A 20,525-nucleotide genomic window follows, 5' to 3' on the forward strand; every position below is an offset into this window, starting at 1 on the left:
GAAGACGAATACCGATGAAAGAATTGCAAAACCTCGATGTGCAACGTCGCCGCCTGCTGATGGGCATGGGTGTCGCCGGTGTCGCCCTGGCCGGGTCGGCCCTGAGCTGTCCAGCCATGGCTGCAGCCCCGGCGCAAGTCACCGAAGCGCCGAGCAGCGACAAGACCGAAGACCGCCACGACTTCCACGGCGTGCACCAGACCGGCATCGTCACCCCGCGCCCGGCGTCCGGCATGCTGGTTTCGTTCGACGTACTGGCCAGCGATCGCGAAGACCTTGAGCGGCTGTTCCGTACCCTCAACGAGCGCATCGCGTTCCTGATGAAGGGCGGCCCGGTGGCGCAGATCGACCCGAAACTGCCACCGCCGGATTCCGGCATCCTCGGCCCGGTGGTGACCCCGGACAACCTGACCATCACCGTCTCGGTCGGCGAATCGCTGTTCGACGAACGCTTCGGTCTGGCCGCCGCCAAACCGAAGCGCCTGCAACGCATGGTCGGCTTCCCCAACGATGCGCTGGAAGCCGATTGCTGCCACGGCGACTTGAGCCTGCAGTTCTGCTCGAACACCGCCGACACCAACATTCACGCCCTGCGCGACATCGTCAAGAACCTGCCGGACCTGCTGCTGGTGCGCTGGAAACAGGAAGGCAGCGTGCCGCCGCAAGCCCCGGCCAAACCGGGTGTGCCGGCGCAATCGGCGCGTAACTTCCTCGGTTTCCGCGACGGCTCGGCCAACCCCGACTCCAACGACGCCAAGGCCATGGACAAGATTGTCTGGGTGCAACCGGGCAGCGATGAGCCGGCCTGGGCGGCGCACGGCAGCTATCAAGCGGTGCGGATCATCCGCAATTTCGTCGAGCGCTGGGACCGTACGCCGTTGCAGGAACAGGAAAGCATCATCGGTCGGGTCAAGACCACGGGCGCGCCGATGGGCGCCCACCATGAAACCGAGGTCCCGGATTACAGCAAAGACCCGCAAGGCAAGCTGACCAAGCTCGACGCGCACATCCGCCTGGCCAACCCGCGCACCGCCGCGAGCCAGGCCAACCTGATCCTGCGCCGGCCGTTCAACTACTCCAACGGCGTGAATAAGAACGGCCAGCTCGACATGGGCCTGCTGTTCATCTGCTACCAGGCCGATCTGGAAAAAGGCTTCATCACCGTGCAGACCCGCCTCAACGGCGAGCCGCTTGAGGAATACCTCAAACCGGTCGGCGGCGGTTACTTCTTCACCCTCCCGGGTGTCACCGGCGACAAGGATTTCATCGGTCGCTCGCTGCTTGACGCCACCCAACCCAAAACAGCTGCCTAACCACAAAAAAACCTCGGAGCCGCTCCATGAAAAAGTCGCCACTCGCGTTATTGCTGACCCTCGGTTTGCTCAACACCCCGCTGTCGGCGTTCGCCGCAACAGCACCGCTGGATCTGGTCGGCCCGGTGTCGGACTACAAGATCTACGTCACCGAGCAACTGGATGAACTGGGCAGCCACACCAAGCAGTTCACCGATGCGGTGAAGAAAGGCGATCTGGCCACCGCGCAAAAGCTCTACGCGCCGACTCGCGTCTACTACGAGTCGATCGAGCCGATTGCCGAGCTGTTCAGTGACCTTGATGCATCCATCGACTCGCGCGTCGACGACCACGAAAAAGGCGTGAAGGCTGAAGATTTCACCGGATTCCATCGCCTTGAATATTCGCTGTTCTCGGAGAAGAGCACCGAAGGCCTGACGGCGCTGGCTGACAAGCTGGACAGCGACGTCAAAGACCTGCAGACCCGCGTCGCCGGCCTGACCTTCCCGCCGGAGAAAGTCGTCGGCGGTGCGGCCGCGCTGTTAGAAGAAGTTGCCGCGACCAAGATCTCCGGTGAAGAAGATCGCTACAGCCACACCGACCTGTATGACTTCCAGGGCAATATCGACGGCGCTAAGAAGATCGTCGACCTGTTCCGTCCGCAGATCGAAAAGCAGGACAAGGCGTTCGTTGCCAAAGTCGACAAGAACTTCGCCACCGTCGACAAGATCCTCGCCAAGTACAAGACCAAGGACGGTGGTTTCGAGACGTATGACAAGGTGAAGGACAACGATCGCAAGGCGCTGGTTGGCCCGGTCAATACGTTGGCGGAAGACCTGTCCACGTTGCGTGGCAAGTTGGGGCTGAACTGACGGATTTGAGTCGCCAGTAAAAAAGATCGCAGCCTTCGGCAGCTCCTACAGGGTGTTCACGTACCCAATGTAGGAGCTGCCGGAGGCTGCGATCTTTTGCTTTTAACGGTTACAAAATCCGGTAAAGCAACCGCTCAATCCGCACCCGGCTCACCCGCTTGAGAAACTTCGCCACTCCCGCCGGATACTCCGGCAGAGTCTCAAGGTTCTGGAAGCTGGCAATCCGTGTGGTGTTGCGGAAAATCTCTGCCTGCTCCTTCGCCCGTGGCTCAAGCCACTCGCCTTGCGGATCATCGATCAGCAGCGCGTTTTCCAGGTCGAGACGAAACGCCCGCGGGTTGAGGTTGTTGCCGGTCAGCAGCGTATAGCGCTGATCCACCCACATGCCTTTGAGGTGATAGCTGTTGTCGCCGTCACGCCACAGGTGCAGGTTCAACTGGCCGCTGTCGATGTTGCGCTGATGACGCTTGGCGAAGCGGCGCAGGCTGATTTCGTACAGGTACGGCAGCGCCGCAATCACCTTGAACGGCTCGCTCGGCGGAATGTAGAAATCGTTGGCGGTTTTGTCGCCGACCACGATGTCGATCGTCACCCCACGGGCCAGCGCGCGGTTGATCTCGCGGATGATCGGCAGCGGCAGATTGAAATACGGGGTGCAAATCGTCAGCTGCTGTTGCGCACTGGCGATCAGTTCGACAATCACCCGGTTCAACGGGTTGTTCTTGCCCACGCCCAGCAGCGGACTCACCGACAGGCCGCTATGCGCGGTACTGCCGGCGCTGGTGTCGTACGCCGCGTATTTGAGACGGCTGCGCAGGTCGCCGATGTCGTTGCGCAGGCTGCGGGTGGTCGGCAGGTTCGGCAGGTCGAGGCGATGCACAGCCTTGGATTCGATCAGGCCGTGCTTGACCAGGTGATGCATTGAATCCGCCAGTTCGCGGCTGTGCAGCACGTGGTAGCGGTCGAAACGGTACTTGTCGAACTTGTGCAGGTAGACGTTGTTCAGGCTTGCACCGCTGTAAACCACGCAATCGTCGATCACGAAGCCTTTCAGATGCAGGACGCCGAACAGTTCGCGGGTCTGCACCGGGACACCGTAGACCGGCACTTCACTCTGATGCGTGCGGGTCATTTCCTGATACCACGCCGAGTTGCCCGGCTGCTTGCCGGCACCGATCAACCCGCGCTGGGCGCGCAGCCAGTCGACCACCACGACGATCTCCAGCTCCGGGCGCTTGAGCTTGGCGGCGTGCAAGGCATCGAGGATTTCCTGACCGGCCTCGTCGTGCTGCAAATACAGCGCAACGATGTAGATGCGCCGGGTCGCCTCGGCGATTTTCTCCAGCAGGCAACGACGGAACTCGGCGGCGCCGGACAGAATGGTCACGGCCTCGGCAGTCAGGGGAAAGCTGCGCAGTTTGGGCAGCAAAGAGCGTTTGAAAAGCAACGGCATAGGGCTCGCAATGGGTCGAATCCGAAGAACCCGAGAGCTTACACCATCAACCGGTTCGGGTCTTGTGAGTGTCTGTAAAGAGATCAAAAGATCGCAGCCTTCGGCAGCTCCAACAGGGATCATTGTAGGAGCTGCCGAAGGCTGCGATCTTTTGATCTTAAAAATAGCTTGCGAAAGGAGAACGATCGTTCTACTGTTCGCCACATGAACGAAATCAATGACACCTCGACCCGCGACATCATTCTGGATGTCACCGAAAAGTTGATCTACAAAAGTGGCATTGCGGCCACCGGCATGGATCTTCTGGTGAAAACCGCCGGCGTCTCCAGAAAAAGCATTTACCGCTACTTCGCCAACAAGGAGGAGCTGACCGTCGCTGCCCTGCAACGCCGCGACGTGCGCTGGATGCACTGGTACCGCAGCGCTGTCGATCAGGCCGAAACCCCGGCCGACCGCCTGCTCAACCTGTTTACCGTACTCAAGAGCTGGTTCGCCTCGGAAGGCTTCCGCGGCTGCGCCTTCATCAATACCAGTGGCGAGACCGGTGACCCCGAGGACCCGGTGCGCCAGGTCGCCAAAGACCACAAACAGAAGCTGCTCGACTACCTGTGCGAGCTGTGCACCGAACATGGCGTCGAAGATCCGCAACGTCTGGCCAGGCAGTTGCTGATCCTGATTGACGGCGCCATTACCGTAGCGCTTGTGATGGGTGATCACAGTGCCGCTGATAATGCGCAATGCATGGCGCGTAAGTTATTGGACCTGTAACGCCTTAAATAAGCCTGAACCGTTGTTTAATCGTTTATTAGATCGGGAGACTGACAATGTCGACTGCTGCCCAAGTGCGTCCACCGCTACCGCCGTTCAATCGTGAATCGGCTATCGAAAAAGTTCGACTGGCCGAAGATGGCTGGAACTCCCGCGACCCCGAGAAGGTGTCGCTGGCCTACACACTCGACACGAAATGGCGCAACCGCGCCGAGTTCGCCAACAACCGCGAAGAAGCCAAGGCGTTCCTGACCCGTAAATGGGCCAAGGAACTCGATTACCGCCTGATCAAGGAACTTTGGGCCTATTCGGATACGCGGATTGCCGTGCGCTACGCCTATGAATGGCGCGACGATTCGGGCAACTGGTTCCGTTCCTACGGCAATGAAAACTGGGAGTTCGATGAGCACGGCCTGATGTTCCAGCGCTATGCCTGCATCAACGACATGCCGATCAAGGAAAGCGAACGCAAGTTCCATTGGCCACTGGGTCGGCGTCCGGATGATCATCCTGGGCTGTCGGACCTGGGTCTATAAGCTCACGACAATCCCTGTCGCAGTATGCGGAGGCTGCGAGATATTGGCCTGTTCGAAAACAACAAGGTCAATCGATCGCAGCCTTCTTCCCGTTTCAAGATGATCGCCATCGATTTATCGCGAAAATGTCTAACTGACTGTCATTTATGACAGTAGTCACAAGTCTTGATTGACTGAATGATCGGAGCGTACCGCCAACTTCATGATCGTTGAGGACTCTCTATGAAACAGACCAATCGCATCAAAAATGGTGATTTCAGCAGCGGCAACTTCGACTACTGGCGTCCCAAGGGATATGACACGCCAATAACCGTAGAACTTCGCGAAGGCAACTTTGCCGCTCGAATGGTCGGCGGCAGAAATCAAGGACAAAATCTGGCTGCTGAAATTTTCAGCGTCAAGCCCGGAGCTTTCAAGTTCGATTTCGACATCGAGGCACCCGATGCCGTGCCTCTTGAAGACACCCAGCATAGAACCTTTCACATCCAGGGCCGCGAGACGGCAGACAACCCGCTGATTAATGCATTCGTCGTTTATACCATCTGGATGACCAATGCTCAGGGCGAATCAACTATCTGGACCAGCTGGCGATACGTCGATCGGCAATCACAGACAATTACGGTGGAAGGCATTACGCCAGAGGGTTACGGCCGGGTGGATATTCAGGTCGCCATACCCAGTGATCCGTTCGGCAACAAGGGCTGTTATTTTCTCGACAATTTTCAGTTTTTAACCCTCGACTAAAGTGAAATCCCGACGCCCATGACGAGCACTGATCCGTGTCGCAGGAGGCCTGTGTTACGGGCTATGATGACGCCCCGTTCCTTCCTGCCACACAAGCCGATTCCATGCCTTTCGAACTCAGCGTTGACCTCACTACCCTGGCCGTTCTGGCCCTTGTCGCTTTCATTGCCGGCTTCATCGACGCCATCGCCGGCGGCGGTGGTCTGCTGACCACGCCCGCGCTGCTGACTGCCGGGCTGCCGCCGCATCTGGTGCTGGGCACCAACAAACTCAGTTCGACGTTCGGCTCGGCCACCGCCAGCTTCACCTTCTACCGGCGCAAACTGTTCCACCCTCGGCAATGGATGCACGCGATCGTCGGCACTCTGGTCGGTGCGTTGACCGGTGCTGTCGTCGCGCACTACCTGCCGGCGGAATGGCTGAACAAGATGCTGCCGGTGATCGTCTTCGCCTGCGGCCTCTATCTGTTGTTCGGCGGTACGCCAAAAGCGCCGCTGGACAGCGACGCGCCAATCAAGAAGAAATGGCAATCGAGCCAAGGCTTCAGCCTCGGTTTCTACGATGGCGTGGCCGGCCCCGGCACGGGTGCGTTCTGGACCGTCAGCAGCCTGCTGCTCTACCCCATCGACCTGGTCAAGGCCAGCGGTGTGGCGCGCAGCATGAACTTCGTCAGCAACATTGCGGCGCTGTCGGTGTTCATGTTTTCCGGGCAAGTGGACTGGATCATCGGCCTGAGCATGGGCCTGTCGGTGATGGTCGGCGCATTCTTCGGGGCGCGCACCGCGATCAGCGGCGGCGCCAAGTTCATTCGTCCGGTGTTCATTACCGTGGTGCTGGGCCTGACCGTGCGCCTAGCCTGGCAACACTGGTTCAGCGTGGCCTAAACGGCGCGCCACGTAGACGTCGATCAGGTAACGGGCAATCGATTTTGACGCCGGCAACGGCGGCAGATCGTGCACGTTGAACCACTGGGCGTCTTCGATCTCGTCTTCCTGGCAGACGATCTCGCCACCGGCATATTCGGCATGGAAGCCCAGCATCATCGAGTGCGGGAACGGCCAGCACTGACTGCCCATGTACTGGATGTTCTTCACCTCGATGCTGACTTCCTCGCGTACCTCGCGAATCAGACAATCCTCGGCCGACTCGCCCGGCTCGGCAAACCCGGCCAGCGTGCTGTAGACCCCGGTGACGAAACGCGGTGAGCGCGCCAGCAGGATCTCGTCACCACGGGTGACCAGCACGATCATGCTCGGCGAGATCCGCGGATAACTGCGCAGCTCACACGGCTGGCAATACATCGCCCGCTCCCTCGGCACCTGCATCATCGCCTGCCCACAGTTGCCGCAGAAGCGATGTTCGCGCGCCCAGGTGCCGATCTGCGCGGCATAACCCAACACCTTGTAGACGGTGTGATCGCCATCGAGCATGAACGCCCGCAGCCCCTTCCAGTTGCAGCCCGGCACTTCGCTGTGGCTGTGCAGTTCCAGCAGATACACCGGCTCGCCATCGAGATGGCCAATGCCATGCTCGGCGAGGATCGACAAGTCCTGACGCTTGAGCCATTCCCGGGGGAACAGCGCGCCGTTGTCATCGAACAGAAAGCCTTCGGGGCTGCGCGCCACGGCCCAGCCGCCGGGTTGATCGGTGTCCAGTACTGCAGTGGTCCAGCGAGCTGTCATGGTTTCTCAATCCAGAAATTCGGGTTTCTGTTTACTCATATGGGCGGCCATGGCCACGCGCAAGTCGGTGGATTGCAACATGGCGGCGTTCCAGGTGGCAACGTATTCGAGGCCGTCGTCAATGCGGTGGTCACGCATGTAGCTGATCATTTCCTTGGTACCGGTGACCGCGATGGGCGATTTGCGGGCGATGTCGCGAGCAATGTCCATCACGCCTTCGAGCAGCAGGTCCTTGTCAGCATAAACGCGATTGACCAGACCGAGGCTGCGCGCTTCGTCGGCACCGAACGTACGACCGGTGTAAGCCAGTTCACGCAGCATGCCGTCACCGATGATCCGTGGCAACCGTTGCAAAGTGCCAACATCGGCGGCCATGCCGATATCGATTTCCTTGATCGAGAATTGCGCGTCCTCGGCAGCGTAACGCATGTCGCAGGCGGCGATCAGGTCGATGGCACCACCGAGGCAATAGCCTTGAATCGCCGCCAGCACCGGTTTGCGGCAATTATCGACGGCGTTGAACGAGGCTTGCAGAGTAAGGATCTTGCGCCGCAGCAGACGCGCGTTACGACCGACGTCCTTGCCCAGCTCATTGGCGACGCCGGCGAGCATCATCAAGTCGATGCCGGAGGAAAAGTGTTTGCCGTTGCCGCTGAGCACCACCACTCGCACTTCGTCGGTGTCATCGATCCACTGGAAAATCTCGACGATCTCGCTCCAGAACGCGGCGTTCATGGAGTTGATCTTTTCCGGACGATTGATCTGCACGTGCGCGATGTTGTCGGCCAGTTCGACGCTGAAGGCGGTGTATTGAGTCATGGCAGTGATCCTTTACCGGGCAGAAAATGAGGCCCGAACTATAACAAGGCATCACGAGGGCGGTTCGGCCAAATGCGGGACTGACTTCCACAAAAAATGCTGGCGCGCCTTCATCCCTGTAGGAGCTGCCGAAGGCTGCGATCTTTTGACTTTCAAGATCAAAAGATCGCAGCCTGCGGCAGCTCCTACAGGGTTTTGTATGTGCAGCAAAAAATCTAACTGACCTTCACCGCCACATACGCCGCCGTCTCATAAGGCACCGTCAACACATGCCGCCCACGCAACGCCGGCTCCGAGGCAATCAGCGCGCGGATCTGCTCATCGACCTTGTCCCGCTGCGCCTGCGGCAACGCGGCAATGAAACTGGTGGAGCGCACCCGATTGAAAATCACGTCCTCCGGCGAGCCGGTATGTCCATGGTGGAACTGCTGCAATTGCAGCGGCCCGAACGCCGGATGCGGAAACACCTGACGCCATTGGCCGGTGTAGTAACGCGGCGTGTCGCCTTCCAGCGCGTTAACGATGGCATCGAGTTTCGGCACCCAACTGACTTGCGTGTCGCGCAGGTTCCAGATCAGGCCAAGCTTGCCGCCGGGCTTGAGCACCCGAGCGATTTCGCTCAAGGCCTCGGGCGTGGCGAACCAGTGAAACGCCTGCGCGCAGACCACTGCATCCACCGACGCATCCGGCAGTGGCAGATCGGTCGCCGTACCGCTCACCGCCAGCACCTGCGGCCAGGCAGCGGAAAGTTTTTCCAGCATCTGCGCCACCGGCTCCACGGCGATCACCTGCGCGTCAGTGGCCGCCAGCCGTCCGGTGAACTTGCCAGTGCCGGCGCCCAGATCGATGACAGTCTTGTGACTGTCCAGACCCAACGTCTGCGTCAGCCACTGACTGACCTGCGGCGGATAGTCCGGGCGGCCCCTTATGTAGGTGTCGGCGGCAGTCTTGTAGCCGGCAGCAGCGGAGTGATGGACCTGATCTTTCATGGCAGTTCCTCATGTGTCAGCGCCGGGTCATGACAAAGCGCTGGATGGACGGCAGGCGTTCCCGAGCATAACGCCACAATTTGCGCTTACCTTGAACAGAGCCTGACAAAGCAATGAATAAAATGCCGTGCTGTGGTGTTCAAAGTGAAACATAACCCTCTGTGGAGCCTTGCCCATGACTATCCGTTCCGTTATGTTCGCCGCCCCGTTGCTGCTGGTGACCGCGCTGTCTGCATCGATGGCGTTTGCCAACGGTGATGAAAGTGCGCCGGTGCAGAAACCCAATTGCCCCAAAGGCCAGGTCTGGGACAGCAAATCGCAGAAATGCGTGATGCAGACCAGCCGTGCCGTGCCGGATGCCGACCGTACCGATTACGCCTACAGGCTCGCCAAGGACGGTCGATACGAAGAAGCCCTGGCCCTGCTCGACACCCTCAAACAACCGAACACCGCCAAAGCCCTCAACTATCGCGGTTACGCCACGCGAAAACTGGGGCGTACCGATGAAGGCATCGGCTATTACCTGCAATCGGTGAAACTCGATCCGCAGTACGCGCAAGTGCGTGAATACCTCGGCGAAGCCTATGTAATCAAAGGCCGCGTCGACCTGGCGCAGGAACAGTTGCAGCAGATCAAATCGATTTGCGGAACCTCTTGCGAGGAATACCAGGACCTGGCTGAAGCCATCAACGATTCATCGAAAACCTGAAACAGATAAAGGAACGCCATCATCGTCAGCGATCAGGCATTCAGAGCGGAACTCGGACAGCATCTGGCGCGACTGTGGCGCTACGGCCTGCTGCTGTCGCGCAATCGGCACGTGGCCGAGGATCTGGTGCAGGCCACATGCGTGCGGGCGCTGGAACGTGCCGGGCAATATGTCGCCGGCACGCGCATGGATCGCTGGTTGCTGAGCATCCTGCATTCGATCTGGCTCAATGAAGTGCGCGCCCGCCGGGTGCGTCAGGGTGCGGGCCAGGTCGATGCCGACGGGCAACTGGCCTTCGACGGCGAATACGCCGCGCAGACTCATGTGATGGCAGCGCAGGTGATTCGCCGGGTCGATGCGTTGCCTGAAACCCAGCGTGTAACCGTATACCTGGCTTACGTCGAAGGCCTGTCCTACCGCGAAGTCGCCGAGATCCTGCAAGTGCCGATCGGTACGGTGATGAGTCGTCTGGCCACCGCGCGGCTGAAACTGGCCGAATACCCGCCGCTGCAAGCCGTGCCGAAAACCACCGGAGGTGACCGCCCATGAACAAGCCCTCCGACGAACAACTGGTGGCCTACCTTGATGATGAGCTGGATCCGGCGTATCGCAATCAGCTCGACAGCGCGATTGCCGACGACCCGTTGCTCAGCCTGCGCGTGCAATGGTTTGAACGCAGCAGCCTGCCGTACAAGGATGCCTATGACGAACTGGCGCAACAGGCGCCGCTGGAGCGTTTGCAGGCGCGCCTCGATGCCATCCCCGCCCCCCAGCGGCCGGGCTTGAGTCGACGCTGGTTTATCGGTGCGGCTGCCGCGAGTCTGTTGGCGGGCGGCGTATTGGCCGATCGCCTGTTTCTCGCCTGGCAGTCACAGCAGGCGCATAACTGGCGCGCCTTGGTGGGCGACTATATGGCGCTGTATGTGCCGCAGACGCTTGATCATTTGCCGGGCGACGAAGCCAGCCAACGCGCGCAATTGCGTGCGGTTGACGCGCGGCTCGGTCTAAAGCTGTCACCGGCGCTGCTGAAGTTGCCGGGCGCGGAACTCAAACGTGCACAGATGCTCGAGTACGACGGCGTACCGATTGCGCAACTGACCTATCTGGACGCCAGACATGGGCCGATGGCCTTGTGCGTGACCCGCTCCAATAGCGGCAGCCGACCACTGGCGCACGAACGGCGCCATGAAATGAACGTGGTGTACTGGGCCGAAGGCGAACATGCGTGGATGTTGATCGGGCACAACCCGGCGCCGGAACTGGAAGATCTGGCCAGGCGCTTGATCGAACGGTTGAGCGCATGAGAGTCGCTGCCACTATGCTGAGCGAGTGATTATCCAAGGAGGAACCCCCGATGCAGATTTCACCCCGCAGCGCCCTGCTGGTCATTGACGTGCAGAACGACTTCACCCCGGGCGGCCAGTTGGCCGTACCCGAGGGCGATCTGATCGTCCCGCTGATCAATCGCCTCAGCGGCCTGTTCAAACAAGTGATCATTGCCCAGGACTGGCACCCGAGCGGCCACGCGTCATTCGCCTCCAGTCACCCCGGGCGCCAACCGTATGAGGTGATTCAGTTGCCCTACGGCGAGCAGACCCTCTGGCCGGATCATTGCGTGCAAGGCAGCGCCGGTGCCGAGTTTCACCCCGACCTGAAACTGCCTCATGCGCAACTGATCATCCGCAAGGGCTGCAACCCGGACATCGACAGCTATTCGGCGTTTCTCGAGGCGGACCGGCGCACCACCACCGGGCTGGCCGGATACCTCAAAGAACGCGGTATCGACACGGTGTACATGGTTGGTCTGGCGCTGGATTTCTGTGTGATGTTCTCGGCGCTGGACGCGCGGGCGGCGGGGTTCAATACGTTTGTGGTGCTGGATGCCTGTCGCGCGATTGATATGGAGGGCTCACTGGCGACGGCCATGGAGCGGATGCAGACGGCCGGGGTTGGCTTGATTCAGTCGAACCAACTCATCTGACCCTGTAGGAGCTGCGGCACGCTGCGATCTTTTGATTCTGATTTCAAGAACAAGATAAAAGATCGCAGCCTCGTTTCACTCGACAGCTCCTACAGTGGGTTGATGCTCAGCTTGCAGTGGGCAACCACAACCTGAACCGCGCCCCACCCAACGGCGAGCTTTCCACCGTCAGTGTCCCGCCCTGCGCCTCCAGCGCCCGGCGGCTGATGGCCAGGCCCAGACCAAAACCACCGGTAGCACGGTCGCGGCTGCGATCCAGGCGATAAAACGGCTCGAAAATTCGCTCCCGTTCATCATCCGGGATACCAATACCATCGTCGTCGACCCAGATCCCGCAACCATCAGGGCTGACCTGCACGCCAATCTGGATACGCTTCTCGCAATAGCGCATGGCATTGCGCAGCAGGTTCTGGATCGCCCGCGCGGTCAGGCGCGGGTCGAGCGAAAAGCGTTCGAGCTGACCGTGCAGCAGCACATCAATGACGATATCCGGTGATTCCAGCTCTTCATCGACGCTGCCCAGAATGCTGTCGATGAACTCATCCAGCGAAACCTCAACCTGTTCCGGTAATTGCGCCGGATTCTGCAGGCGGCTGTAAGACAACAATTCCAGCACCAGTTCATCCAGTTCACGAATGTGCGCCACCAGCCCTTGCAGGCGCTCGCGACTGGTCGCCGGCAAATCATCGGACAGTGCCAGGGCCAGACCGAAATCCAGACGGGTCAGCGGCGTGCGCAATTCGTGGGACACCGCATTGAGCAGGTCGCGCTGCTGGTTGAGCAGATTTTCGATATCGCCGGCCATGGTGTCGAACACGTTGGCCAGGCTGCCGATGTTGGAGCTGGCGGGAATCTGCGTACGCTCGCTCAAGTGGCCTTTACCGAAGCGTTCGGCGGCCCCCTTGAGGCGCTCCAGATCACGCCAGTGCGGGCGAATCCACAACAGCAGGCAGGCGAGCATGGTCGCGCCGATCAGCACGTTGATGCTCCAGTACAACAGATTGACGTCCAACGGATCCGGCGGCACCACCATTTGCACCGCGACATCGTCGTTCAGCGGCGTGACCGCCAAGGTGCGCCATCCCCAATCACCAATGCGCACCACGTTTTCCCCAGCGCGCAGACGTGCCTGCTCGGGGGCGGTGAAACCGGCGTCGTCGATGCGCGCCAGAACGATGTGCAGCGGCTGGAAGTCTTTGTCCATCGACTGCGCCAAGGCTGGCCACTGGTCCTGTGGCACCGCGTGAAACTGACGGGTGATCAGCGATTGCAAGCCGCGCGAGTAGTCGAGGTTGTAGGTGATGAAGCGCTCGCGGAACGCCATGATCACCAGATCCGGCACCAGATAGATTGCCGCGCTGTAGGAGACGATCGTCACCAGATACAGGCGAAACAGGATTCTGAACATCAGCTCAGCATTCCCATTCGGAACGGCTGAACAGGTAACCCTTGCCCCACACGGTCTTGATCTTGCGCGCCTCGCCGGCGTGGTCGTCGAATTTGCGCCGCAGCTTGGAAATCGCCACGTCCACCGAACGATCGGTGCCGTTGAACTCGATGCCGCGCAGGCGCTGCAGAATCTGATCGCGGCTCAGCACTTCACCGGCATGCCGGGCCAGCACCACCAGCAAATTGTATTCGCCACTGGACAGCTCTACCGGCTGCCCGCGCCAGGTCACGGTGCGCTCGGACAAATCGATGCACAGATTGCCCATGACGATGCGGTCATTGACCGTCATCGGTTCACCGAGGCTGCTGCGTCGCAGCAAGGTGCGCACCCGGGCCAGCAGGACCCGTGGCTCGCAGGGCTTGGTGACGTAATCGTCGGCGCCCATTTCCAGGCCCAGCACCTGATCGTGACTGTCGTCGCGGGCGGTCAGCATCAGGATCGGCAGCGTCGCCGAATCGGCCCGCAGCAGACGGCAGACTTGCAGGCCGTCGAGCCCCGGCAGCATCAGGTCGAGAATGACCAGGTCCGGCGGATTGATCCGTGCCCGTTCACGCACATGGTCACCACGACCGATCACGCTGACGGAATAGCCGTTGCGCTCCAGGTAGCTGGAAATCAGTTCGGCGAGGGCGGTGTCGTCTTCGACCAGGAGGATGTTGGGCATGAGGGTGTTCCAGATATTGCTGTGGTGGATGTCAGACCCTCTTCGCGAGCAGGCTCGCGCCCACATCGATTTTGCCTCGTTCACAAAACCTGTGTGGGCGCGAGCCTGCTGGCGAAAGCGGTCCAACCGTCACAAAAGAATTCAAGGCGTAAAGGATATACGCCCTCACGCGTCCCTGAGTAAAACCCTTACACAATTTCACACAGCGCCTACAAAGCTTCACCGCTACCCTCGGCGTCTGGCCTTAGGATGCGGGCTTCAATATTGGGGGTGGTACATGTCGAAAAAACTTCTGGCCGGGCTCGGCCTGATCGCTGTTGCGTCGTTGCTGAGCGCCTGTGATTCGTCTTCGAAGGCCGAAGAAGAAGCGCCGCCGGCCACCGTGCGTATCGAAACCATCGAGGCCCGCCCCCTGTCGATCAGCAGTGAACTGAGCGGGCGCATCGCTGCACCGCGCATCGCCGAAGTACGCGCCCGGGTCGCCGGTGTGGTGCTGCAACGAACCTTTCGTGAAGGCAGCGACGTGAAAAAGGGCGACGTGCTGTTTCGCATCGATCCGGCACCGTTCAAGGCTGATCTTGATAGCGCCGAAGCCGCGCTGCGCAAGGCCGAGGCCAACGCCTTTCAGGCGAAGTTGCAAGAGCAGCGCTACGCGCAGTTGATCGACGACAAGGCCATCAGCGCTCAGGACTACGACAACGCCCGCGCCAATGCCCGGCAAACCGCCGCCGATGTGGCCGCCAATAAAGCTGCAGTGGAACGCGCGAAGCTGAACCTCGGCTACGCCACCGTCACCGCGCCGATTTCCGGCCGTGTCGGCCGTGCCCTGGTTACCGAAGGCGCGCTGGTCGGGCAGAACGAAACCACGCCACTGGCGCTGATCCAGCAACTCAATCCGATCTACGCCGACCTTACCCAGTCGACCCGTGAACTCAACGAACTGCGTCGCGCGTTCCGTTCCGGGCAGTTGCAGGCAGTCGGTCAGGATCAGGTCAAGGCCACGCTGATTCAGGATGACGGCAGTCTCTACCCGTTACCGGGCAAGTTGCTGTTCAGCGACATCACGGTCGATCCAGGCACTGGCCAGATCATCCTGCGCAGCGAGTTCCCCAATCCCGATCTCGACCTGTTGCCGGGCAGTTTCATCCGCGTACGCCTGCAACAAGCGACCGTGCAGAACGGCATCACCGTGCCGCAACGTGCGGTGCAGCGTGACAGCGCAGGTATCGCTCAGGTGCTGACTGTCGACGAGCAGATGCGCGTGGCGCAGCAACCGGTGCAACTGGGCGCAGTGCAAAACGACCGCTGGATCGTCAACGGCGGCCTCAAGCCCGGCGACCGTATTGTCATCGAAGGCCTGCAACACGCCCGTCCCGGCGAAAAAGTGCAGATCGACGACACCCCTCTTCCCCTTGCCCAGACTTCTGGTCAGTAAGCAGGACGCTCTTCTATGCCGCAGTTCTTTATCGACCGCCCGGTGTTCGCCTGGGTTGTCGCCCTGTTCATCCTGTTGGCCGGTGCGCTGGCCATCCCGCAATTGCCGGTGGCGCAGTACCCCGACGTCGCGCCGCCACAAATCGAAATCTATGCGGTGTACCCCGGTGCCTCGGCGCAAACCGTCGATGAAAGCGTGGTCAGCCTGATCGAAGAAGAGCTCAACGGCGCCGATCACCTGCTGTACTTCGAATCGCAGAGCAGCCTCGGCAGCGCGACGATCAAGGCCACCTTCCAGCCGGGCACCAACCCGGAACTGGCCCAGGTTGATGTGCAGAACCGCCTCAAAGTGGTCGAGTCGCGCCTGCCGCAAGCGGTCAATCAGCAAGGCCTGCAGGTGGAGAAAGTCTCCGCCGGCTTCCTGCTGCTGATCACCCTGACCTCCAGCGACGGCAAACTCGATGACGTAGCGCTCAGCGATTACCTGGCGCGCAATGTGATGAACGAAATCAAACGCATCGACGGCGTCGGCAAGGCCCAACTGTACGGCGCTGAACGCGCGATGCGGATCTGGATCGATCCGCAGAAGCTGATCGGTTTCAACCTGACCCCGGCCGACGTCAACGCCGCCATCGTCGCGCAGAACGCCCAGGTATCGGCAGGCAGTATTGGCGATTTACCCAATCCGTCTACGCAGGAAATCACCGCGACCATTCTGGTCAAGGGTCAGTTGTCGACGCCGGAAGAATTCGCCGACATCGTGCTCAAGGCCAACCCCGATGGTTCTACCGTACGCATCGGCGATGTGGCGCGGGTCGAGATCGGCAGTCAGGAATACCAGTTCGGCACGCGTCTGAACGGCAAGCCGTCCACCGCTGTTGGCGTGCAATTGGCCCCGGGGGCCAATGCGCTGGCGACCGCCACGTTGATCCGGGCGAAGATGGACGAGCTGTCGCGCTACTTCCCGGCCGGCGTCGAATACAAGATTCCCTACGACACCTCGCCATTCGTCAAAGTCTCGATCACCAAAGTCGTCTACACCCTCGGCGAAGCGATGCTGCTGGTGTTTGCGGTGATGTTCCTGTTCCTGCAGAACATTCGCTACACCCTGATTCCCACACTGGTGGTGCCGGTGGCGCTGATGGGCACCTTCGCCACCATGCTCGCGCTGGGTTTCTCGATCAACGTGTTGACCATGTTCGGCATGGTGCTGGCGATCGGCATTCTGGTGGACGACGCCATCGTTGTGGTGGAAAACGTCGAGCGGATCATGGCCACCGAAGGCTTGTCGCCAAAAGACGCCACACGCAAAGCGATGAAGCAGATCACCGGGGCGATCATCGGCATTACCCTTGTGCTGGTGGCGGTGTTCATCCCGATGGCATTCATGCAGGGTTCGGTGGGCGTGATTTACCGGCAGTTCTCGCTGTCGATGGCGACGTCGATCCTGTTCTCGGCGTTCCTGGCCCTGACGCTGACGCCTGCCTTGTGCGCCACGCTGCTCAAGCCGATTGCCAAGGGCGAGCATCATGAAAAGAGCGGCTTCTTCGGTTGGTTCAATCGCCGCTTCGAGCAACTGACCGATCGCTATCAAGGCTGGGTCGGTTACGCGCTGAAGCGCAGCGGACGTTATCTGTTGATCTATGGCGTGCTGCTGATCGGCATGGGGTTGTGCTTCGCGCGGCTGCCCTCCTCGTTTCTGCCGGTCGAGGATCAGGGTTACACCATCACCGATATCCAGCTGCCGCCGGGCGCGAGCAAGAACCGTACGGTGCAGGTGGTCGAGCAGATCGAGGCGCACAACGCCAGTGAACCGGGGGTGGGCGACAGCACGGTGATTCTCGGCTTCAGTTTCTCCGGTAGCGGGCAGAATGCGGCACTGGCGTTCACCACCCTGAAAGACTGGTCGGAACGCGGCAGCGACGATTCGGCCACTTCGATTGCCGACCGCGCCAACATCGCCCTGAGCCAGATCAAGGACGCCATCGCGTTTGCGGTATTGCCGCCACCGGTTGACGGTCTCGGTACTTCCAGCGGCTTCGAATTCCGTCTGCAGGATCGCGGCGGTCTCGGTCACGCGACGTTGATGCAGGCGCGTACCGAATTGCTCGCCGCCGCCGAGAAAAGCCCGATCCTGATGAACGTGCGCGAAAGCGCGCTGGCCGAAGCGCCGCAGGTGCAACTGGAAGTGGACCGCAAGCAGGCCAACGCGCTGGGTGTGTCGTTCGCCGACATCGGCAACGTGCTGTCCACCGCCGTGGGGTCTTCCTACATCAATGACTTCCCCAATCAGGGGCGCATGCAGCGGGTGGTGGTCCAGGCCGAAGGCGATCAGCGCAGTCAGGTCGATGATCTGCTGAAAATGCACGTGCGCAATAACGCCGGGCACATGGTGCCGCTGTCGGCGTTCGTCCAGGCGAAATGGACCCAAGGCCCGGCGCAACTGACCCGTTACAACGGTTACCCGGCGATTGCGATTTCTGGCGAACCGTCGCCGGGGCACAGTACCGGTGAAGCGATGGCAGAGATTGAACGACTGGTCGCCCAAGGGCCGAAAGGCCTGGGTCAGGAATGGACCGGGCTGTCGCTGCAGGAACGGTTGTCCGGCAGTCAGGCACCGATCCTGCTCGGCCTGTCGCTGCTGATCGTGTTCCTGTGTCTGGCGGCGCTGTACGAGAGCTGGTCGATTCCGACCTCGGTGCTGCTGGTGGTACCGCTGGGCGTACTCGGTGCGGTGCTGGCGGTGACCTTGCGCGGCATGCCCAACGACGTGTTCTTCAAGGTCGGGCTGATCACGATCATTGGTCTGTCGGCGAAGAACGCGATCCTGATCATCGAATTCGCCAAGAGCCTGTATGACGAAGGCCACGACCTGATCGATGCAACGTTGCAGGCAGCGCGCCTGCGTCTGCGACCGATTGTCATGACTTCGCTGGCGTTCATCCTTGGCGTGGTGCCTTTGGCCATCGCCACCGGTGCCAGTTCGGCGAGTCAGCAGGCGATCGGTACCGGGGTGATCGGCGGGATGATCACGGCGACCCTGGCGGTGATTTTTGTGCCGTTGTTTTTCGTGGTGGTCATGAAGCTCGTCCAACGCTTCAGCAAACACCCTTGATCCCACTGCAGGAGCTGCAGGCTGCGATCTTTTGATCTTGATAGAACAGAATCAAAAGAATCGCAGCCAGCAGCGCCTACAAAAGCACGATAGCGTGCGCTAAGGTGCAGGGATCGATCATCACTGTGAATCCCCATGCGCTTTCTCGCCCGCACCCACCCTCGCCTGTCCGCCGCCGCTCTGGTTGGCCTTGCCACCGGCCTGCTGGTTCCTGCCGACGCCATCGTCAGCAAAATCCTCATCGGCTGGAATGCGGGCGTCTGGACCTACCTGATCCTGATGTTCTGGCTGACCGTCCGGGCGAAGGCGCCGGACGTCAAACGTATTGCCGTCATCGAAGACGAAAACGCCGGGCTGGTGCTCTTCGTGGTGTGTATCGCAGCCCTGGCGAGTCTCGCCGCCATCACCCTGGAACTGGCCGGCACCAAGGATCTGGATCCCCATCGCAAACTTCTGCATTACGCCTTCACCGCCGTCACCGTGGTAGGTTCATGGCTGGTGATCGGGGTGATCTTCTGTGTGCACTACGCACGCCTGTTTTACACCTGGGACGGCAAGGAACCGGCCCTGCGTTTTGCCGAAGGCCTGACCACGCCCAATTACTGGGACTTCCTGTATTTTTCCTTCACCATCGGCGTCGCGGTGCAGACGGCCGATGTCGGCGTGGCTACCCGGGACATTCGCAAGATCGTCCTGGCGCAGTCGTTGATCGGGTTTGTGTTCAACACCGCGATTCTGGGCTTTTCGATCAACATTGCTGCCGGCCTGTTTGGCTGAGCATTGCGCAGATACCTCAATAACGCTAAGCACCGCCCGTCGGCGCCACGTTGAAGTACCACGCGCATTCACTTGACGGAGCGTCGGCTTCTGGTGTTTCCTGAAACCGGTTTCAGCGCCATCGCGGCGCGCGAAACGAATAAATCCAATAATAAGGTTTCACACCGTGAACGACTTTTCCGCCGCCCAGCGCAGCCGCGTGACCATGCTCGATGTTGCCGAACGCGCCGGCGTGTCCAAGGCCAGCGTCTCGCGCTTCATCGGCGATGACCGCGCCCTGCTCTCCGACGCCATCGCCCTGCGTATCGAGCAGGCGATCAGCGAACTGGGTTACCGCCCGAACCAGATGGCCCGTGGTCTGAAACGCGGGCGCACGCGCCTGATCGGCATGCTGGTGGCCGATATCCGCAACCCTTATTCGATTGCCGTGATGCACGGGGTGGAAACCGCCTGCCGTGCGCATGGCTACAGCCTGGTGGTGTGCAACACCGACCGCGATGACGAGCAGGAACGCCAACACCTGGCGTTGTTGCGCTCGTACAACATCGAAGGGCTGATCGTGAACACCCTCGGTCATCACCGTGACGAACTCCACGAACTGCACCGGGAAATGCCGCTGGTGCTGGTGGATCGCAAGGTCGATGGCCTCAATAGCGACATGCTCGGGCTGAACAACGCGCAGGCTGTCGAGATGGCCCTGACGCACCTTGAGCAGCGCGGCTATCGCGATGTGTTGATGGTGACTGAACCTTATGACGGCACCAGTTCGCGGATCGAGCGGGTCAGCAGTTTTCAGGCGCACATTGCCCAGCGTACCGAATTGACCGGGGCCGTGCTGGAAACCGGCGACACACTCGCCACTGATCTTCAAACCTTTTTGAACACACCGGCTACCGGGCCTAAAGCACTGTTCTGCGCCAACGGCGTGGCGGCGCTGGCCTGCACCCTCGCCTTGCGTGAAATCGGCTGCGGGCTATTCGCGGATGTCGGCCTGATTGCCCTGGATGACCTGGATTGGTACCCGTTGGTGGGCAGCGGGATTACCGCCCTCGCCCAGCCAACGGCCGAGATTGGCGCGCGGGCGTTTGAGTGTCTGTTGAAGCGTTTGCGGGGGGATGTCGAGATCCCACGCAGGCTCGATTTTGCCCCCGTGCTGATTGAGCGCGGTTCTACCCGAGGGAATGGTGGTGTGTGAGCTGACGCCTTCGCTGGCAAGCCAGCTCCCACAGGGTTTTGTGGT

At 60.5% G+C, this 20,525-nt stretch carries 20 protein-coding genes; 14 read left to right on the forward strand and 6 right to left on the reverse strand.

The features are described from left to right. Positions 1-14 precede the first annotated feature (14 nt). Together efeB and efeO are read left to right on the forward strand one after the other, a co-directional pair. Complete coding sequence (gene efeB, locus ACTJKS_RS07070) at positions 15-1,313, forward strand: iron uptake transporter deferrochelatase/peroxidase subunit (RefSeq protein ID WP_108182667.1); 1,299 nt, start codon at positions 15-17, stop codon at positions 1,311-1,313. Between the two features lie 26 nt (positions 1,314-1,339). Next, positions 1,340-2,164, forward strand: a complete 825-nt coding sequence (gene efeO, locus ACTJKS_RS07075; protein WP_041063755.1) for an iron uptake system protein EfeO — start codon at positions 1,340-1,342, stop codon at positions 2,162-2,164. A gap of 109 nt (positions 2,165-2,273) precedes the next feature. Here the strand turns inward: efeO and pssA are convergent, their stop codons facing one another. Then, a complete protein-coding gene (gene pssA, locus ACTJKS_RS07080) occupies positions 2,274-3,617 on the reverse strand; it encodes a CDP-diacylglycerol--serine O-phosphatidyltransferase (RefSeq protein ID WP_108182666.1) in 1,344 nt (447 codons plus the stop codon). Positions 3,618-3,821: 204 nt separating this feature from the next. Between pssA and ACTJKS_RS07085 the strand changes: the two genes are divergently transcribed. The 4 genes from ACTJKS_RS07085 (at position 3,822) to ACTJKS_RS07100 (ending at position 6,549) form a co-directional block, all read left to right on the forward strand. Further along, entirely contained in the window at positions 3,822-4,385 is a 564-nt protein-coding gene (locus ACTJKS_RS07085; RefSeq protein ID WP_041063753.1) for a TetR/AcrR family transcriptional regulator, read from the forward strand. A gap of 56 nt (positions 4,386-4,441) precedes the next feature. Beyond that, a complete protein-coding gene (locus ACTJKS_RS07090; protein WP_007963424.1) occupies positions 4,442-4,921 on the forward strand; it encodes a nuclear transport factor 2 family protein in 480 nt (159 codons plus the stop codon). 222 nt (positions 4,922-5,143) lie between these two features. Next, positions 5,144-5,665 carry a hypothetical protein gene (locus ACTJKS_RS07095; RefSeq protein WP_108182665.1) on the forward strand — a complete coding sequence of 174 codons (522 nt, stop codon included), beginning with the start codon at positions 5,144-5,146 and terminating at the stop codon, positions 5,663-5,665. 104 nt (positions 5,666-5,769) lie between these two features. Next, entirely contained in the window at positions 5,770-6,549 is a 780-nt protein-coding gene (locus ACTJKS_RS07100) for a TSUP family transporter (RefSeq protein ID WP_041063750.1), read from the forward strand. Here the strand turns inward: ACTJKS_RS07100 and nudC are convergent. From nudC to ACTJKS_RS07115, 3 genes are all read right to left on the reverse strand, one after another. Further along, positions 6,517-7,347, reverse strand: coding sequence for an NAD(+) diphosphatase (gene nudC / locus ACTJKS_RS07105; RefSeq protein WP_041063748.1), 831 nt, complete (start codon positions 7,345-7,347; stop codon positions 6,517-6,519). The two genes, ACTJKS_RS07100 and nudC, sit on opposite strands and share 33 nt — an antisense overlap. Before the next feature lie 6 nt (positions 7,348-7,353). After that, positions 7,354-8,166, reverse strand: a complete 813-nt coding sequence (locus ACTJKS_RS07110; RefSeq protein WP_041063746.1) for a crotonase/enoyl-CoA hydratase family protein — start codon at positions 8,164-8,166, stop codon at positions 7,354-7,356. Between the two features lie 215 nt (positions 8,167-8,381). Continuing rightward, positions 8,382-9,155 carry a class I SAM-dependent methyltransferase gene (locus tag ACTJKS_RS07115; RefSeq protein ID WP_108182664.1) on the reverse strand — a complete coding sequence of 258 codons (774 nt, stop codon included), beginning with the start codon at positions 9,153-9,155 and terminating at the stop codon, positions 8,382-8,384. 175 nt (positions 9,156-9,330) lie between these two features. Between ACTJKS_RS07115 and ACTJKS_RS07120 the strand changes: the two genes are divergently transcribed. The 4 genes from ACTJKS_RS07120 to pncA all read left to right on the forward strand — a co-directional run bounded on the left by ACTJKS_RS07120 (position 9,331) and on the right by pncA (position 11,845). Further along, positions 9,331-9,864, forward strand: a complete 534-nt coding sequence (locus ACTJKS_RS07120) for a tetratricopeptide repeat protein (RefSeq protein WP_108182663.1) — start codon at positions 9,331-9,333, stop codon at positions 9,862-9,864. Positions 9,865-9,954: 90 nt separating this feature from the next. Further along, the gene (locus tag ACTJKS_RS07125; protein WP_262947953.1) at positions 9,955-10,413 is read left to right on the forward strand and encodes a sigma-70 family RNA polymerase sigma factor; all 459 of its coding nucleotides are present in this window, start codon (positions 9,955-9,957) and stop codon (positions 10,411-10,413) included. Beyond that, complete coding sequence (locus ACTJKS_RS07130) at positions 10,410-11,168, forward strand: anti-sigma factor family protein (RefSeq protein WP_108182661.1); 759 nt, start codon at positions 10,410-10,412, stop codon at positions 11,166-11,168. The genes ACTJKS_RS07125 and ACTJKS_RS07130 overlap by 4 nt, the downstream gene beginning before the upstream one ends. 50 nt (positions 11,169-11,218) lie before the next feature. Beyond that, complete coding sequence (pncA, locus tag ACTJKS_RS07135) at positions 11,219-11,845, forward strand: bifunctional nicotinamidase/pyrazinamidase (protein WP_108182660.1); 627 nt, start codon at positions 11,219-11,221, stop codon at positions 11,843-11,845. Positions 11,846-11,951: 106 nt separating this feature from the next. On the opposite strand, the gene ACTJKS_RS07140 is transcribed toward pncA, so the two are convergent. Then, on the reverse strand, positions 11,952-13,253 hold the full coding sequence (locus ACTJKS_RS07140; RefSeq protein WP_108182659.1) for an ATP-binding protein: 1,302 nt from the start codon (positions 13,251-13,253) through the stop codon (positions 11,952-11,954). A 4-nt stretch (positions 13,254-13,257) separates the two neighbouring features. Next, on the reverse strand, positions 13,258-13,959 hold the full coding sequence (locus ACTJKS_RS07145; protein WP_041063735.1) for a response regulator transcription factor: 702 nt from the start codon (positions 13,957-13,959) through the stop codon (positions 13,258-13,260). Positions 13,960-14,236: 277 nt separating this feature from the next. Between ACTJKS_RS07145 and ACTJKS_RS07150 the strand changes: the two genes are divergently transcribed. The 4 genes from ACTJKS_RS07150 (at position 14,237) to ACTJKS_RS07165 (ending at position 20,480) form a co-directional block, all read left to right on the forward strand. Next, a complete protein-coding gene (locus ACTJKS_RS07150) occupies positions 14,237-15,394 on the forward strand; it encodes an efflux RND transporter periplasmic adaptor subunit (RefSeq protein WP_108182658.1) in 1,158 nt (385 codons plus the stop codon). A 15-nt stretch (positions 15,395-15,409) separates the two neighbouring features. Continuing rightward, positions 15,410-18,508: an efflux RND transporter permease subunit gene (locus tag ACTJKS_RS07155; protein ID WP_108182657.1), complete on the forward strand. Its 3,099-nt coding sequence runs from the start codon at positions 15,410-15,412 to the stop codon at positions 18,506-18,508. Between the two features lie 135 nt (positions 18,509-18,643). Continuing rightward, the gene (locus tag ACTJKS_RS07160; RefSeq protein ID WP_108182656.1) at positions 18,644-19,285 is read left to right on the forward strand and encodes a DUF1345 domain-containing protein; all 642 of its coding nucleotides are present in this window, start codon (positions 18,644-18,646) and stop codon (positions 19,283-19,285) included. Between the two features lie 166 nt (positions 19,286-19,451). Further along, positions 19,452-20,480 carry a LacI family DNA-binding transcriptional regulator gene (locus ACTJKS_RS07165; protein ID WP_108182655.1) on the forward strand — a complete coding sequence of 343 codons (1,029 nt, stop codon included), beginning with the start codon at positions 19,452-19,454 and terminating at the stop codon, positions 20,478-20,480. Positions 20,481-20,525: the final 45 nt, after the last annotated feature.

The sequence above is a fragment of the Pseudomonas sp. 22189 genome, from assembly GCF_052045635.1.
Lineage (GTDB): Bacteria > Pseudomonadota > Gammaproteobacteria > Pseudomonadales > Pseudomonadaceae > Aquipseudomonas > Aquipseudomonas parakoreensis.

Excerpts from the sequence above, each read along its gene's own strand:
- ACTJKS_RS07100 (WP_041063750.1), top strand. The coding sequence starts at position 5,770 with ATGCCTTTCGAACTCAGCGTTGACCTCACTACCCTGGCCGTTCTGGCC.
- ACTJKS_RS07095 (WP_108182665.1), top strand. The coding sequence starts at position 5,144 with ATGAAACAGACCAATCGCATCAAAAATGGTGATTTCAGCAGCGGCAAC.
- ACTJKS_RS07140 (WP_108182659.1), bottom strand. The coding sequence starts at position 13,253 with ATGTTCAGAATCCTGTTTCGCCTGTATCTGGTGACGATCGTCTCCTAC.
- ACTJKS_RS07085 (WP_041063753.1), top strand. The coding sequence starts at position 3,822 with ATGAACGAAATCAATGACACCTCGACCCGCGACATCATTCTGGATGTC.
- ACTJKS_RS07115 (WP_108182664.1), bottom strand. The coding sequence starts at position 9,155 with ATGAAAGATCAGGTCCATCACTCCGCTGCTGCCGGCTACAAGACTGCC.
- pssA (WP_108182666.1), bottom strand. The coding sequence starts at position 3,617 with ATGCCGTTGCTTTTCAAACGCTCTTTGCTGCCCAAACTGCGCAGCTTT.
- ACTJKS_RS07150 (WP_108182658.1), top strand. The coding sequence starts at position 14,237 with ATGTCGAAAAAACTTCTGGCCGGGCTCGGCCTGATCGCTGTTGCGTCG.
- ACTJKS_RS07120 (WP_108182663.1), top strand. The coding sequence starts at position 9,331 with ATGACTATCCGTTCCGTTATGTTCGCCGCCCCGTTGCTGCTGGTGACC.
- efeO (WP_041063755.1), top strand. The coding sequence starts at position 1,340 with ATGAAAAAGTCGCCACTCGCGTTATTGCTGACCCTCGGTTTGCTCAAC.
- ACTJKS_RS07130 (WP_108182661.1), top strand. The coding sequence starts at position 10,410 with ATGAACAAGCCCTCCGACGAACAACTGGTGGCCTACCTTGATGATGAG.
- ACTJKS_RS07110 (WP_041063746.1), bottom strand. The coding sequence starts at position 8,166 with ATGACTCAATACACCGCCTTCAGCGTCGAACTGGCCGACAACATCGCG.
- pncA (WP_108182660.1), top strand. The coding sequence starts at position 11,219 with ATGCAGATTTCACCCCGCAGCGCCCTGCTGGTCATTGACGTGCAGAAC.
- ACTJKS_RS07145 (WP_041063735.1), bottom strand. The coding sequence starts at position 13,959 with ATGCCCAACATCCTCCTGGTCGAAGACGACACCGCCCTCGCCGAACTG.
- nudC (WP_041063748.1), bottom strand. The coding sequence starts at position 7,347 with ATGACAGCTCGCTGGACCACTGCAGTACTGGACACCGATCAACCCGGC.
- ACTJKS_RS07155 (WP_108182657.1), top strand. The coding sequence starts at position 15,410 with ATGCCGCAGTTCTTTATCGACCGCCCGGTGTTCGCCTGGGTTGTCGCC.
- ACTJKS_RS07160 (WP_108182656.1), top strand. The coding sequence starts at position 18,644 with ATGCGCTTTCTCGCCCGCACCCACCCTCGCCTGTCCGCCGCCGCTCTG.
- ACTJKS_RS07090 (WP_007963424.1), top strand. The coding sequence starts at position 4,442 with ATGTCGACTGCTGCCCAAGTGCGTCCACCGCTACCGCCGTTCAATCGT.
- efeB (WP_108182667.1), top strand. The coding sequence starts at position 15 with ATGAAAGAATTGCAAAACCTCGATGTGCAACGTCGCCGCCTGCTGATG.